14 protein-coding genes are annotated in these 15,203 nt (G+C 66.8%); 7 read left to right on the top strand and 7 right to left on the bottom strand.

Annotated elements, in window-relative coordinates:
- Positions 1–169: 169 nt before the first annotated feature.
- From VFC51_19230 to VFC51_19220, 3 genes are read left to right on the top strand one after another with little or no spacing between them, the layout of a single operon-like run.
- Positions 170–637 (top strand): (2Fe-2S)-binding protein, encoded by a 468-nt coding sequence (locus VFC51_19230; protein HZT09161.1) that lies wholly within the window; start codon positions 170–172, stop codon positions 635–637.
- Entirely contained in the window at positions 634–2,901 is a 2,268-nt protein-coding gene (locus VFC51_19225; GenBank protein HZT09160.1) for a molybdopterin cofactor-binding domain-containing protein, read from the top strand. Before VFC51_19230 ends, VFC51_19225 begins: the two co-directional genes overlap by 4 nt.
- A gap of 13 nt (positions 2,902–2,914) precedes the next feature.
- Entirely contained in the window at positions 2,915–3,652 is a 738-nt protein-coding gene (locus VFC51_19220) for a dienelactone hydrolase family protein (GenBank protein HZT09159.1), read from the top strand.
- Here the strand turns inward: VFC51_19220 and VFC51_19215 are convergent, their stop codons facing one another.
- From VFC51_19215 to VFC51_19205, 3 genes are all read right to left on the bottom strand, one after another.
- On the bottom strand, positions 3,653–4,354 hold the full coding sequence (locus VFC51_19215; protein HZT09158.1) for a VIT1/CCC1 transporter family protein: 702 nt from the start codon (positions 4,352–4,354) through the stop codon (positions 3,653–3,655).
- Between the two features lie 16 nt (positions 4,355–4,370).
- Positions 4,371–5,600 carry a hypothetical protein gene (locus tag VFC51_19210; GenBank protein ID HZT09157.1) on the bottom strand — a complete coding sequence of 410 codons (1,230 nt, stop codon included), beginning with the start codon at positions 5,598–5,600 and terminating at the stop codon, positions 4,371–4,373.
- A gap of 73 nt (positions 5,601–5,673) precedes the next feature.
- Entirely contained in the window at positions 5,674–6,657 is a 984-nt protein-coding gene (locus tag VFC51_19205; protein ID HZT09156.1) for a D-2-hydroxyacid dehydrogenase family protein, read from the bottom strand.
- 125 nt (positions 6,658–6,782) lie between these two features.
- Here VFC51_19205 and VFC51_19200 point away from each other — a divergent pair, with 125 nt between their 5' ends.
- Entirely contained in the window at positions 6,783–7,937 is a 1,155-nt protein-coding gene (locus VFC51_19200; GenBank protein ID HZT09155.1) for a Xaa-Pro peptidase family protein, read from the top strand.
- A 34-nt stretch (positions 7,938–7,971) separates the two neighbouring features.
- On the opposite strand, the gene VFC51_19195 is transcribed toward VFC51_19200, so the two are convergent.
- Positions 7,972–8,904 (bottom strand): hypothetical protein, encoded by a 933-nt coding sequence (locus VFC51_19195; protein ID HZT09154.1) that lies wholly within the window; start codon positions 8,902–8,904, stop codon positions 7,972–7,974.
- Between the two features lie 119 nt (positions 8,905–9,023).
- On the opposite strand from VFC51_19195, the gene VFC51_19190 reads away from it, so the two are divergent.
- Both VFC51_19190 and VFC51_19185 read left to right on the top strand, forming a co-directional pair.
- The gene (locus VFC51_19190) at positions 9,024–9,284 is read left to right on the top strand and encodes a hypothetical protein (GenBank protein ID HZT09153.1); all 261 of its coding nucleotides are present in this window, start codon (positions 9,024–9,026) and stop codon (positions 9,282–9,284) included.
- 19 nt (positions 9,285–9,303) lie between these two features.
- Positions 9,304–9,741 (top strand): spore germination protein GerW family protein, encoded by a 438-nt coding sequence (locus VFC51_19185; GenBank protein HZT09152.1) that lies wholly within the window; start codon positions 9,304–9,306, stop codon positions 9,739–9,741.
- Positions 9,742–9,759: 18 nt separating this feature from the next.
- Here VFC51_19185 and VFC51_19180 read toward each other — a convergent pair whose 3' ends face one another.
- Complete coding sequence (locus VFC51_19180; GenBank protein ID HZT09151.1) at positions 9,760–11,049, bottom strand: PQQ-dependent sugar dehydrogenase; 1,290 nt, start codon at positions 11,047–11,049, stop codon at positions 9,760–9,762.
- Positions 11,050–11,123: 74 nt separating this feature from the next.
- Positions 11,124–13,409, bottom strand: coding sequence for a xanthine dehydrogenase family protein molybdopterin-binding subunit (locus tag VFC51_19175; protein ID HZT09150.1), 2,286 nt, complete (start codon positions 13,407–13,409; stop codon positions 11,124–11,126).
- Positions 13,410–13,781: 372 nt separating this feature from the next.
- On the opposite strand from VFC51_19175, the gene VFC51_19170 reads away from it, so the two are divergent.
- Positions 13,782–14,744, top strand: a complete 963-nt coding sequence (locus tag VFC51_19170) for a VIT1/CCC1 transporter family protein (protein HZT09149.1) — start codon at positions 13,782–13,784, stop codon at positions 14,742–14,744.
- Here the strand turns inward: VFC51_19170 and VFC51_19165 are convergent.
- A partial coding sequence (locus VFC51_19165; GenBank protein ID HZT09148.1) for an LCP family protein occupies positions 14,741–15,203 on the bottom strand: 463 nt, incomplete at its 5' end. The genes VFC51_19170 and VFC51_19165 overlap by 4 nt on opposite strands.

Below are 15,203 nucleotides of genomic sequence, written 5' to 3'. Positions count from 1 at the left end.
GGAATAGTACTGCGCCGTTCGCCATTTGGCCCGTAGGCCGCGTTTTGCCGGAGCATGCGGCACGTCTCGGGCGCCGCTCAGGGCCCACGAATTTGCTCGGATACGCGGCCTTGCGGTGAGATATGATGGACAGACGAGGGAGGAGCACTCGCGAAGCCAGGAGGAGCGCATGAGCGAGATCGAGCTTCGGGTAAATGGAGGCTCGTACACGGTTGACGTGGATCCGAGCACACCGCTGCTCTACGTGCTGCGTAACGACCTGGGCCTCAGCGGCCCAAAGTTCGGCTGCGGCCTCGGGCAATGTGGGGCCTGCACGGTCATTATCGGAAGCCAGGCGGCTCGGTCGTGTCAGGAATTGGTGAGCCGCGCGGCGCGCTTTGAGATCACGACGCTCGAGGGGCTTGGGACCGAGGACGACCCCCATCCGATTCAGCAGGCGTTCATCGACGAACAGGCCGCCCAATGCGGGTATTGCATCAACGGCATGATCATGACCGCGAAGGCGTACGTCGACCGCAACCCAAACGCGGATGACGACGAAATCCGGCATGCCCTCGACGGAAACCTGTGTCGGTGCGGGACCCACCTGCGCATTCTCCGGGCCGTGGCCCGCTACGCCCAGGAGGTGCGGTCATGAGGGGCGACCGTCGCCTTTTAGAAGCCCGGACCGCCATCGAGACGCTCGGTTACCAGGAGATCACCCGTCGAGACCTGCTGAAAGCTAGCGGCGCGCTTGTCATTGGGTTCAGCTTCCTGGGGGCGGCGACCCCACGCGCCACCACGGCGCTGGCCCAGGGCGGGAGGCCCGTGCCCGCGGACCTTCTGGACTCTTGGCTCTCGATCGCCCCTGATAACAGCGTCACGCTCTTTACAGGCAAGGTGGAGCTGGGAACCGGGGTGCAAACCGCCATGGCGCAGATCGCGGCGGAAGAGCTGGGCGTCGCCCTCGACCGGATGAACGTCGTGATGGGCGATACGGCGCTCACCGTAGATCAGGGAGCGACCGATGGGAGCCGCTCGATCTCCTCGGGTGGCGTTCAGGTGCGCCAGGCGGCTGCCGAGGCGCGCAATGTCCTCCTCCAGCTCGCATCGGAGAGGCTCGGCGCTCCAGCGGACGCGCTCACGGTCGAGGATGGGCTCGTGAGTGTCGTCGGCGAACCGTTGCGACAGGTGACGTACGGCGAGCTGCTGGATGGACGGCGATTCGAGCGGGAAGTGACGGGCGAGGCGGAGCCGAAGAGCGCGAGCGAGTACACGATCGTCGGCCAGCCGGTTTCTCGGATGGACTTACCGGCCAAGCTCACCGGTGCTCCGGCCTACGTCCAGGACGTCCGCCTGCCTGGGATGCTCCATGCGCGTGTCATCAAGCCACCCGCCATCGGGTCGAATCTCCTGCACGTCGACGACGGCGCTATCACCGGCCTGCCGGGCATCGTCCGCGTCATCGTGCGCGGCAACTTCGTCGGTGTGGTGGCGGAACGCGAGGAGCAGGCGATCGACGCCGCCGAGCGCTTGAACGTCACCTGGTCGGATTGGGCAGGCCTTCCGAAAGAGGCCGATCTCTATAGCCTTATGCGCGCCGTTCCCAGTGAGGAGAACGTCGTCTCGGACAGCGGTGGCATGGAGCAGGCGCTGGCCACATCGTCGCGGGTGGTCAAAGCGACGTACCTCTACCCGTATCAGACGCATGGGTCCATCGGCCCGTCGTGCGCGGTGGCGGACGTGCGCGAGGATGGCGCCACGATCTGGTCGCCCACCCAGGGACCTCATCGCGCCCGCCAGACGGCAGCGCGCTTGCTCGGGCTCCCGGTCGAGAGCGTCCGTGTCGTGTGGACGCCCGGCGCGGGCTGTTACGGGAGCAACGGCGCGGACGATGCGACGATGGACGCGGCCATCCTCTCGCAGGAGGTCGGTCGCCCGGTTCGGCTCCAGTGGATGCGCCAGGACGAGCACCGATGGGCGAACGCCGGTCCTGCCATGATCATGGACCTCCAGGGCGGGCTCGATTCCGCGGGCCGCGTGACCGCCTGGGACTACCAAGCCCTTACCCCCAGCCACTTCTACAACGACATCCTGACCGAGCGCCTCCTCAATCAGGAGCTGGCCGCGCCAGATGGGCCACCTGCTCGCTCGACGCCGTGGGGCGGCGAGCCACACGTCGGATACGCCTTTGGCGGGGCGGTTCGGGAGGTGGTGCGCCAGCTCCAGTCCGCCGTCTTGCGCTCCCATCCACTGCGCGCGCCGGGGCAGGTCGCGACGACGTTTGCCATCGAGTCCTTCATGGATGAGCTGGCCACTGCCGCCAAGGCCGATCCTATCGCGTTCCGACTCGCGCACCTGACCGATGCCCGCGCCATTGCGGTCCTGAAGGCCGCCGCCGAGCGCGCGCGATGGGAGCCGCGCTCGGTTCCCCAGGCCAACGTTGACGGAACCGCCCGCGGTCGCGGCGTGGCGTTGGCGCTGCGTGGGCGCACCTACGTTGCCATGATCGCGGACGTTCGCGTGGACCGGTCCAGCGGCGCGGTGCGGGTGGAGCGCGCCACCGTCGCCCACGATTGCGGACAGATCATCAATCCTGACGGCGTGCGAAACCAGATCGAGGGGAACGTGATTCAGACCACGAGCCGGGCGCTGAAAGAGGAGCTGCACTTCGACCAGGCGAACGTCACGAGCGTGGACTGGGTCTCGTATCCGATCTTGACCTTCAGCGAAGTCCCGGACGTGGACATTGTGTTGATCGATCACCCCGAGCTGCCGCCCAGCGGCGTGGGCGAGCCGGCATCGTGCCCGGTCACCGCGGCGATTGCCAATGCCATCTTCGACGCCGTCGGCGTCCGAGTTCGCCAGGTGCCCTTCACACCCGCGCGGGTCCAGGCCGCGCTCGACGCTGCCCGCGGCTGATGCGGGCGCCGAGATGACGATTACGACGCAGTCGGTGTCCTTTCGGTCGCCAGACGGTCTGGACGTCCCGGCTCACCTGGCGCGGCCGGAGGGGGCTGGGCCGCACTCCGCGGTGGTGATGTGTTACGAGCTGTGGGGGATGGCGGATACGCCGGAGGGCGGTCCTCACATGCGCGACGTGGCGGCGCGGTTTGCCGCGGCCGGGTACGTGGCACTCATTCCCGACGTTTACGCGGCCCGTGGCGAATCCCCACGTCTCGAGAACGGCGCCGTCGTTGGGGGCCCGTCTGATGAGGCGGCGCAGACGGACCTCTGCGCCGCCGTCCGCTGGCTCGCAGATCAGCCGTTCGTGAAGGGCGACGCAATCGGCGTCATCGGTTGGTGCGGTGGAGGGAGGTACGCGCTGTTCCTCGCCGCACGGTGCCCGAACGTACGGGCTGCCGCGTCCTTCTACGGTCGCCCTGTCAACCGCGCCATCACCGATCGGCAGCCAGTCTCGCCGATCGATCTCGTTCCTGACATGGCGTGCCCCGTCTTCGGTGCCTATGGTGACGCGGACCAGGCGATTCCGATCGAGGGCGTCCGCCAGCTCGAAGCCGCATTCCAAAAGGCCGGTCGGGCGCACGAGATCCACGTCTACGCAGGCGCTGGCCATGCCTTCATGAACGACCAGCGTGATAGCTACCGGGAGCTGGCTGCGACGGACGCCTGGCGGCGCGTCATGCGCTTCTTTGGGAAGCACCTCGGCTGATCATTGCTGTCCGAGAAGTCGAGCGATGAAGAAGGCGGCCCCTGCCGCGAGGCCACCGACGAGAACGGTTTGGAGCGCGCTTCGCAGGGGCCGAGTGCCCGTGAATCGGCCCTTGACGCCGCCGAATGCCAGGAGCGCGACGAGGGTGACGATTACCGAGGCCGGAAGCGCCGACCGGGTATCGGGCATCACGAAATACGGAGCGAGCGGGATGAGTCCCCCCGCGATGTAGGCCCCCGCGATCGTCGCGGCGGAGCTGACGGCGCGCATCGGGTCCGGTCGCTCGATCCCCAGCTCGAAGCGCATCATGAAGTCGACCCAGCTCCGTGGTCGGCTCCGAAGCGAGTGGACGATGGGCGCGATCTGGGTGTCGGTCAGCCCGTAGTCCCGAAAGATGGCCGCCGTCTCGGCCGCCTCCTCCTGAGGCATCGACCCGACTTCGCGCTCCTCCCGCAAACGCTCGCTCGCGTAGTGCTCGGCGTCGCTGCGGGCCGCCAGATATCCCCCGAGCCCCATGGCGATAGACCCCGCGGCCACCTCGGCGAGGCCCGCCATCACCACGATTCGCGCCGAATCGACTGCGCCGGAGAGGCCGGCGGCCAGCGCGAACGGCACGGTGAGGCCGTCGGACATGCCGATGACGATGTCGCGAACAGCCTCGCTCGCGGTGAAGTGGCGCTCGTGGTGGGGCGTCTGCGGCACAGAGCTGCCTCGCCCGCTACTTCACCGGCCCGGTGTACTGCGCGATGTAGAGGCCGCCGTTGATGCGATCGCCGGCGTAGCACATGCCGTCCGCGTCGACGTAGAGGTCGTTGAGCTGGATGTTCCGCTGGCCCTCCGGCGGTGGCGGGCGGAAGAAGCCGATCTCCTGGGGCCGGTCCGCGTCCGAGATGTCGTGGACGCGCACCCCCGCGTTGAACCACGTCGAGAAGATGAACTGCTCGCTCACGAAGCTGCCGGCATAGTTTTCGTGGATATTATGGGGGCCAAACCGGTCGCCGAGATCGTAGAAGCTCTCGACGCCTGTGCTCTTGAGGGGCTTGGGGCGCGGGAAGCTGCTGATCATGACCGGCTGGCGCTCATCGCGAATGTCGATCATCCAAATGCGCCGGTCGCGATCCCGCTCGTGCGGAGACATGTGCGCCTCACACACCTCGACCAGGAGTCCACGGCCGGGCAGCGGCATTGATGTGTGCGCGAAGCCCGCGTAGGGTGGACACCAATTCACCCGGCTCACCACGCGGATGTTTCCCATGTCGCTGATGTCGAGGATCACCAGCCCCGCGTCTGTGCAGGAGCAGTAGCCACGGTCGCCGAGGGGGATGACGCCGTGGACGGATAGCTCGTGCTGTTCGGGATCGAGCGCGACCCACGGATTCGGGTCCTCGGGGAATGTGCCCGGCACCCACCAGCATCCGGCCATCGTTGGATTTCGCGGGTCGGAGAGGTCGACGATGTGGTAGCCCTGGTTCTTGGCGCCGCGGACCTGCGACGAGATGTGCGCGTATGGCATATCGCGGAACCACATCCGGTGCACGCCGCGCCGCCCTTGCACGTGGTAGAAGCCGATCTGCTGGGGGTCGGTGGGGTCATCGAGGCTGTAGACGATGACCCCGCACACGGGTGGGTCGTCGTCGGCCTTCTTCACGTAGGGGAGCGACTCGCTGTTTTGGATCATGATGTTGCCGACGATCTGGACCTTGTGGCTGTGGGCATTCTTCGACTTCGGGATTTGCCGCACCATCTTGGGGTTCTCGACATCGGAAACATCTAGAATCGATAGGGCCAGATCGTTGTAGCCGACGTGGGCGACGTAGACGAAGTCGCCCTTCTTCACGATCTGCATGGCGTCGCCGACGCCGTTCAGGTCGTGGTGGGCTACTGGGCGGAAGTTCTCCGCCTCGCACCGATTTGCGAGGTCACGCAGGCGGGTCGCGGTCTGGGCCATCGGTCGGCTCCTTTCGCCCCATTTGTCCTTTCCAGCATCGTAGTCAGGGCATTCCGTCGCGTCAACGGCTCCGTCAGCCTCTCGATCGCGACGCGGCGACCTCCGGATTCGCGATGTTGATCGGGCTGCCGTCGAGGAAGGCTTCGATGTCCGCTGCGGCGGACTCGGCGAAAGCGCGGTAACTGTTGTCCGCGGGCCACCCGACATGCGGCGTCAAGACCACGTTGTCCAGGCCAACAAAGGGATGGTCCCTGGGCAACGGCTCCTCCCAGTAGACGTCGAGGGCGGCCCCGGCGAGCCGTCCGTCTCGCAGCATGGAGGCCAGGTAGGGCTCGTCCAAGACGCGGCCTCTGGACGTGTTGACGAGGTAGCCGTTCGGCCGCATGAGGGCGAGCTTGTCCGCCGATAGGAGCCCGCGAGTGCCCTCGTTCAGCGCGAGGTGCACCGACACGACGTCCGACGCGCGCAGCAGCTCTTCCAGCGACGCGGCGCTCCCGCCCGCCTTCGCTGCCCGCTCCTGAGTCATAGTGGGGCTCCAGGCAAGGAGGCGCATGCCGAATCCGCGTGCGCAGATCTCGCCGACCTGGGTGCCGATGCGCCCCATGCCCACGATTCCCAGCGTCTTGTCGCGCAGGCCGCGCCCGTATGGCACGTCCCACCGTCCGTCGCGAATTGCGCGATCGCTCTGCGGAATGCGGCGCATGATGGCGATCATGAGTCCAATGGTGAGCTCCACCGTCGTGCTCGACGAGCCTCCGCCAGCCGTTGCGATGAGGACTCCCGCGCGATTCACCGCGTCCACGTCGACATTGGGGCCGATGCGCCCGGTCTGCACGATGAGGCGGAGGCTGGGCGCATCGCGGAGAAAGTCCGTGTCGAATCGCGTCCGCTCGCGCAGCCCGATGACGATGTCGACGTCACGGAGGGCCTCCGCGCGCTCGGGCGGATCGAGGCGGTGATCGAACGCCCGGACTTCCGCGCGGTCTCGCAGCTTTTGGATGGCCGGCACCTCGAGAAAGGCCCCGTGGATGTCCTCGAGAATGGCTACAATCGCCACGGATCAACTCCCGTGCGGGCGCCGTCCGTTCGGCGCCGCGCGCTTGAGCCAGAGCATAGCATCTGCTGTCCCGTCGGCCGTGGCGAATTCGATTGCGCGGCGCTGGAACCGCGTGGAGGGCCCCCATGCCTGACGCAAACCAGTTCCCCCAGTTCTCCGAGAGCGAGATGATCAACCGCCATCGCGTCATGCGGCAGATCATGGAGGACGCGAAGGTCGATGCGGCCCTGATTTTCGGCGCCGGGCGATTCGCGTCTGACGTCTACTGGCTCACGGACTGGCCGGGCGGTCGCGAGGCCTACGTCCTCTGCCAACCCGCGGCCGATCCTGTCGTGCTGGCGCAGCTCTACAACCACGTACCCATGGCACGCGTGCTCTCCTGGGTGAAGGATGTCCGATGGGCGGGCCCTAGCACTGCTGCAACCGTAGTCGAGCTGCTGCGCGAGCGGCGGCTGGACGGCAAGCGCGTCGGACTGGTTGGCGCCATTCCGTTCCAGCACTTCCAGCGCATCCGAGAGGCATGCCCTGCAGCAGAGTTGATCGATCTGGGAGGCCGCCTGCGCAGCGCGCGCGCCATTCGCAGCGACGAGGAGATCGAGCGGCTCAAAATGGCCTCCAAGCTCACCGATGACTCGATCCGCGCCCTGGCCGACGCCCTCAAGCCTGGGCTACGCGAATACGAGCTGCCGGCCGTGCTCGAGCCCGTGTATCTCAAGGCTGGCGGATACGCCGGCATCCATTTCATGACCAGCATGCCGATGCGTGCGCCGAACTTTCCCGTGCCCTCGCAATTTCAATCCAATCGCACCCTTGCCGTCGGCGATTGCGTCATCACGGAGATCAGCGGCGCATACTGGGGCTACTCAGGCCAGATCCATCGGACCTTCTCGCTGGGCGAGGGACCAACACCGGAGTGGCGCGCTCTGCACGACGCGGCGGTGGAAGCGTTCGAGGTTATTGTTGGCCTGATCAAGGATGGAACCTCGACGCGCGAGGTGGAGGAAGCATCGGAGGTCATCCACCGGCGCGGCTACAGCATCTACGATGACCTGCTCCACGGCGCCAGCCAGTACCCTCCCATCATCCAGACTCGTTCGACCAGTCGTCGCGAGGGCGGCGACATGACGTTTCGCGAGAACATGGTGATCACCATTCAGCCGAACGTGATCACGCGAGACGAGCGCATGGGGCTGCAGTTCGGCGAGACCGTCGTGGTGCGTCGCGCGGGATGCGAGCCCCTCAACGCCATCCCGCGCGAGTGGATCGTCTGCGAGGGGTGAGCTCGGGTCCAGTTATTGCAGATAGCGGTGCGTTTCACCCGCCGAGCGAAGCGATCAGTCTATCGATAAACCCCTCGTCGTCGATCTGCTTGAGCCAATGGATGTCCCAGAGGGTGAGGGGATTTATGCCCTTGCCCCCTGGCCACTCAGCGCACGCGATCTCGTACGTGTTGGCGATCCCCATCGGCGTGGGGTACGGCTTCATCTCAAGATCTCCCGCGATGCAGTCGTACCAGCGCTCCAGCTCGGCACGGTCCTGATCGAGCCCCATCAGCGCGGCGCAATCGCGGGCGACGATGCCGAGAGCGTCGTCCCGTCGAAGGCGCATGAGGCACAGCGCGTGCACCGCGGCCTGGACGTACCGCTGCATGATGGAATCGTGGGTGCGGGCGAACTCCGCGGAGCACGCGTGGGAAAAGTGGCCGACGACGTCGAACTCCGGCGCAGGGAAGATGCGTAGTCCGGCCGCCAGCGCGGCCGGCATGTGCAGGTTGCTCATGAACGTGGCTGCGCATTCGCCGCTCGCCACGGTTTTCCACAACCCCCACCGCCCCACGTCGCTGTCCGACACGGTGACCGTCTCCACGCTCCCCTCGAGTCCCATGGCACGGATGCGCATGATGATGGCGTGCGGGCGACCTTGGGCGCGAATGGCGATGCGCTTGCCGCGGAGGTCCTCCAAGCTGTGCACGTCTGGCCCGACCACCATCTGCGTGTCTGACGATCGAACTGGCGCGAGGAACATGGTCGCCTTGCGCCGTCCCAGGGCGGCCTCTTCGTACAGATATTCCAGGTGCTCGCAAATCATCTCGGCCGAGCCGTCGAAGATCGCCGCTTCGTACGCGTCGTTGTCACGGATGCGTACCACGTCGACGTCGAGGTCATAGTGGCGGGCGGCCATCTCCTTGATGCAGTAGATGACCGGCGTGCGGTCGGTGTCGCGATAGGCGAGGCGTATCCTATCCATCGGTCTCCTCAGGGAGAAGATCGACAGGGATTGTACGAAACGCCAACGGGCTTCCTGATTCCAGCTAATGAGCCTAAGATGGGAGTAATGTGTCGAGGACCGCGCGGGAGGGCGCCAGGGTGGAGAGGCTGCTGAAGATCGAGCGGACGTGTGGGGATACGACGATTGGTGGGGCGCGCCGGATCGGGCTCGAGAGCGAGTCGCTGGTGATTTCGTTGCCGTTCGCACGCGTTGTCTGGTGCCGCCCGACGGCGGTGACCGTCACGGCCGATGGGCGCGTCCTGCGGCGGCTGCTCGTCGACGTCACGCGCCTCGCTCAGGTCGGCGTCATCGTCTCAGGCCTGGCCGCGCTCGGCGCCGCGCGCTGGCTCAGGCGCTGAACCAGGTTGGAGGACGACGATGACGGAACGAACCGTTTTGGATACGATGCCGGCGCCGATGGGTCTCGATCGGGCGCGAGAGATCCTGGATCGGATCGTCTCGGTCGCGCAGACGACCGCCGTGTGGAGCGTGCCGGTGGAAAAGGACGGGACGATGGTGATCACCGCATCCGAGGTCATGGCCGGCGCGGGTTTTGGCTTCGGCGGCGGCCGCGGGCCTGCGCCGTCGAATCGCAGCGGCGAGCCCGTCGGAGAGACGCATCCAGAGACGGAGTCCGCTGGCGGCGGGGTCGGCGGTGGCGGCGGCGCCAGCGCGCGCCCGGTGGCCGTGGTCCTCGTCGACGCGCATGGGGTGCGGGTTCGGCCGATTGTCGACGTGACGAAAATCGCGCTGGCCGCGCTGACCGCGTGGGGCGCGATGCTACCGGTCCTCATTCGAATGCGCCGGGGCCGCTAAACGGCCGGAGGGAAGTCGTCAATCCGAGTAGCTGATCCGGTAGAGCACGCCGCCGGCGTCGTCCGAGACGATCAGGCTTCCATCCGGGGCCTCAATGACACCCGCGGGTCGGCCCCAGCGCGAACCGTCTGGTCGTTGCCACCCGGTCGCGAAGTCCCGTGCGCTCGCCGGCCGGCCGTCCTCGAAGTGGATGCGAAGGATCTTGGGCTCGGCTGGTGGCTGCCGGTTCCACGAGCCGTGTTGCGCAACGAAGAGGTCACCCCGATATTCGCTGGGGAAGCCAACGCCTGAATAAAAGGCGAGTCCAAGGGGCGCTGAGTGCGCCTGGATGCCAACGGTGGGCGGCGTGATGTCGGAGCAGGACGCGTCAGGCGTCTGCGGCCTCGCTCGAGGGGGCTGACAGTCGGGCCAGCCGAAGTCGTCGCCCGGTCGGACGATGGTAACGAGATCCGGCGGGACCTCGTTGCCCTGGTTGTCCCGCTCGTTCACGGTCGCCCACAGGAGGCCGGTCGAGGGCTGGATCGCGAGCCCGACCGCGTTTCGGAGCCCCCAGGCGAATCGCTCCCCGTCGGTGCCGTCTGACCTGTAGCGAGCGATGGCGGCGCGTCGCTGGTCTCGCTCCTGGCAGATGTTGCACGACGAGCCGACTGAGACGTACATGCTGGAGTCGGGACCAAACACGACCGTGCGGGTGGCATGGCCCCCAACGGGGAGGTCTGGCACGGCGACCTCGGCCTGACCTACGGGCCCGGACGGATCGTACGGGTACCGGCTGATCTGGTGGGTTTCGCCCACGTACAGGAAGCCGGCGTGGATCGCGAGGCTGGACGGCCCGTCGAGACTGGAGATGAGCGGAGCCAGCGGCCCCGCGACCGGCGCGATCCCGCCGTCAACGCCAATGGGGAGCCGGTATACGGAGCCCGCAAATGACGCCACCAAAAGATTTCCCGCCGCGTCGAACGTCATGAATCGCGGCTGCGCGATGCCGGTCGCCACGAGCGAGATCGAGAAGCCAGCGGGAAGCTCGACCTCGTGATCGACTGGCAAGAGACCGGGCGGCGTGTGGACGGCCACGGGCGCCAGATCCGGATTGGCCGTCGCCGCATCGTCCACAAGAAGGGCTGTCGCCTCCGGTTCCATCCCCGCCACCCGCAGCCGCGACACGGCAGGCAGCGCAAAAGCCCGGTCCCCGTGGACGACCGGGCCCAGCCCGCCAGTCCGCGCGAGGTAGAGAATCGCGACGTTGGCGGACAGGACGAGCACGAGGACCACGCGGCGGATGAGGGGCACGAGTCTCGATCGTGGCATTGTGCTCAAGGAACGCTCAAACCGACCGGGCGGATTCGTGTTGTCTGCGACTCCGTGCGCGCCGGATCCCAGCGCTAGGCGTTCACCCGCTCCAGCGCATTGAGGACGCGTTCGGGGGTGATGGGCAGCTCGGTGATCGGGGCGCCGATGGCGTCGGCGACCGCGTTGGCCAGGGCGCCCGCGGTCGGCATGATCGGGATCTCGCCGATCGCTTTGGATTCGAAGGGCCCGGGCCCCGTCGTCCGAATGTTGACGGTCGTGAGCTCTGGCAGGTCGCGCATCGTTGGAACCTTGTAGTCCCCGAAGTTGCCCGTCGTGATGCGCCCCTGGTCCGTTGCCAGCTCCTCCATCATGGCGTAGCCCATGCCCTGGACAATGGCGCCTTCGATCTGCCCCTGATGGCCGATAGCGTTGATAATCGTTCCCACGTCCTGCACGCTCGCCATCTTACAGACGCGAACCTCGCCGGTTTCTGGGTCGACCTCCACTTCCGCCGCCTGGGTGCAGTAGCCGACGTCGGGGCTGCGGGGGGTCGTAATGGTTACCTGGGCGTGCGCGGCGGGATCGCCCGGCCGGACCATCTCGGTCGCCAGGTCTTCGAGCGACAGGAAGCGCCCGTTCGGGGCTCGCCATCCACCCTGTCCCGTGCCGCTGGCGCCGGCGCGTACCCAGTCGGCCTCCGCCGCTCCGAGCGCCTGCGCTGCCAGCGGCGTAAGCTGCGCCTTCACCTGCTCGCACGCGTCGATGGCGGCGTGGCCGGCTACGTTCGTCATCCGGCTCGCGCCCGCGCCCACGTCGACGGGGAGGGCGTCGGTGCTGCCTCGAACTAGCCGCACCCGGCTCATCGGGACGCCGAAGCTCTCCGCGACGACCTGCGCCACTACCGTCAGGCCGCCGGTCCCGTTGTCGGGCATCGCCGTCACCGCCGTGATCGTGCCGTCGGGATTCACCGTTACATCGGACGAGCCTTCCCCCACGCCAGTCTGCCGCATGACGATGCTGACCCCGCGTCCAACCAAGCGTGTTCCATCGGCGCTCCGCCGTGACGATGTCCGACGATCCCAGTCGATGGCGAGCGCCGCCTCCCGGAGGACCTGACGCGAGACGTCTTCACGCCCATCGTGCGTCCGCCGGGGGAGGTTCCGCTCGCGCAGCTCCACCGGGTCCATGCCCAGCTCGCGCGCGAGCAAGTCGATCTGCGCCTCAACGGCGTAGAGGACCTGCGGCGAACCCGGTGCGCGCATGTATCCACAGGGAACCTGATTCGTGTAGATGCAGTACGCCTCGATGCGGAAATTCGGGATCTGATAGACGCCCGCGGCTCGCGCCGCCCCGCCCAGCATGCCGTTTGCCGATGGCTTGAAGGCGCCATACGCTCCACTGTTGAAGATGACTCTCGCGTCCCAGGCGACGATCGTCCCGTCGCGTCGCGCGCCGGACCGAAGGGTGACGACCGATGGATGTCGAGGCGACGTCGCAGTCAGATCCTCGTTGGCTGAGTTGACGAACTTGACCGGACGGCCGAGCTGCCGCGCCAGATAGTACGCGGTCGCAATGTCTCCCGGAGCCCCTTTGGAGCCGAAGTCGGCTCCAACGGTGACCGGATGGATCAGAATGTCGTCCTCCGGCCGGTCGATGATGGTCGCCAGCTCGCTCCTCAGATTGAAGGGCACCTTGTTCGTGGCCCAGACTTCAACTCGATCGCCGCGCCCGTCGGCACGATTGGTGATCGCGACCACAAAGGATGAGGGCTCGAGGTAGCCCTGGTGGGAGAGGTGCGTACGAAAGGTGTTCTCGACCACGACGTCCGCCTCCCGGAATCCATCGGCGGGATCGCCTCGGCCCCACACCTGGTAGGCGCACACGTTCGGTATCCCCGCCGGAATCTCCGCGTCGAACCCGACGTACGATCGGACGTCTGGATGCACGAGGGGCGCGCCCGGCTCCATGGCGGCCACGGGATCGAATACGGCCGGCAGCTCCTGATACTCCACATCGACGCGAAGCGCGCCCTCCTCCGCCGCATCCGGCGCGTCGGCCACCACCACGGCGACCTTGTCTCCCACGAATCGGACGCGGTCTCCGCATAGGACGGGGTTGTCCTTGAGGCGGCGCCCGATGAGTCGGTTGGGGAAGTCCGCCGCAGTCAGGACGGCGCGGACGCCGGGTACCGCGAGCGCGCGGTCTTTCTTGATTGCGACGATCCGAGCGTGGGGATATGGGCTGCGAACGTTCCGCGCCCACAGGACGTCCCGCGGCGTCACATCGGCGGAGTAGGTCGCCCGGCCGACCACTTTGTCCGGTCCCTCGACGCGAGGGATCGCCTTCCCAACGACGGTAAAGGGCACAGCCGCGGCCATCCTCCACCTCCGCACGTGTGAGCAGTCACGCGAGGTGACAAGCCAGTCAGGGCTCGGGCTGAATAATACCGTGGCCAAAGGATCCGAATCAGGCGGTTCCGCGCGTCGGCGGAACTACCCGAAAGCCCGTGACGCGCCACCCATCTGGGTGTGGTCGGGCTTCTCCCACTGACTCCATGCTGGTCTCAGGCGCAGCACACAGTACGGCTCCCGATCGGATCGCCAGTTTCTCTCCGTCAGGACAGCCTTAACTCGCCGGCCGCCGATCGACGGAAGGAGCGCATCCGTGCCCATTGACGAGCGTATGAGGTTCCTCAGAGTCGCGCATAGCTCTCCAGGCGCGTTGACGCACCGAGGCCGGACGTGAGCGCCATGGGGACGCCGGTCCCAATCGATCCGCACACAGCCAGGCGGCTCATACTCGACGAGCTGTTCGATCTGTCGCTCTACACGTCGCTCAGGCCCCAGACGACCGGCGCCCTAGCGCAGACGCTCGCAGCACTGATGCAGACCGAAACGAAGCACCGAGATGTGTGGCAAGAGCTGTTCGGCGTTCGCATCGAGCGCCTGGACTGGACGCGGAAGGTCAAGCTGTGGGTTCTGTTGGTGACCTGCCGCCTGTTCGGTGACGCTGCCGTGTACCTCGTTCTGGAAGCCATTGAGGTCCGTGGAATCGCGAAATATCTGAGCCTGTGGGAGCGCTATCGGGAAACGGCGCTCGAAGGACCGATCCGCTCCGTGCTCCAGGATGAGTTCCAGCACGAAGACGCGATTGTCTCGGAAACCTCAGGGAATCGGGTCAGGCCGGAGCGGGTGGGCAACGTGCTGCTGGGGTTCAACGACGGGTTGGTGGAGATGGTCGGCGCGATGAGCGGATTCTTCGCCGCCTTCGGGAGCACGGCTCTAGTGCTGCCCGCAGCGGCAAGCGTCGCGGTGGCCGGGGGTTTCTCGATGGCGGCTGGTGCCTATTCTGCTGCCAGTTCTGAGGCCGAAGTTGGTGGCACCGAGCTCCGCAAACAGCACTTCCTGGGCAACGTTGAAGGAAGAGCCGCGACTCCTGAACGACCGGTCAGCGCTGCCAGGCTGGTTGGTCTCGGGTATGTCGCCGGGGCGCTCGTGCCCATCCTGCCCGTTGTGTTCGGCGCAAACTCGATCTGGGCGTCGGTCGTCGCAGCCGCGATCGCGGTCGTGCTGGTTTCGGGCTTGCTGTCATTTGTTGCGGGGATGGCGCTCAAACGACGCACCGCGACCAACCTCTTACTCACCGGGGCAAGCGTGGCGATCACGTACAGTATCGGCCTTCTCATGAAGATCGTCTGGGGCGTTTCGGTCTAGGGACTCGCCGGAGGCGCTTCCGCGCTCTCGCTGGATTGCGACAGGATGGCTGGCGCAGTGGCCGGCGTAGGCGTCGCCGACGCTTGCTCCAGCGTCCGCGCGATGGTCGCGCGGATCGCGTCCTTGTCCGGGAGCAGGAGTGCTGCGCCGTCGTAGCCGCGAAAGTCGCGGACCAGCGGGTACTGGATCTCGAGTGACGTCAGCGCGCTGGTGTCCATCTGGCTGGCGAGTTTCCCCAGGCTCAGCAGCTCGGCCGGCGAGATGTCCGTCTGCACAGCGCGGAGACCCTGATCCACCAGCGCCGGAAGCCGTGTGAGCAGGTTCTGGCGCAGCACGCGGTCGCGCATGGCGAGCAGGACCTGCTGCTGGCGCCCCATGCGGCCGAAGTCGCTGTCGGCGTGCCGAGTCCGCGCGTATTTGAGGGCCGTCGCGCCATCCATGAGCTGCGGACCCGGAGCA

The sequence above is a fragment of the Chloroflexota bacterium genome, assembly GCA_035652535.1.
GTDB lineage: Bacteria > Chloroflexota > UBA6077 > UBA6077 > SHYK01 > DASRDP01.
Note: the sequence above shows the minus strand (reverse complement) of the source record. Positions and strands in the feature narration are given on the sequence as shown.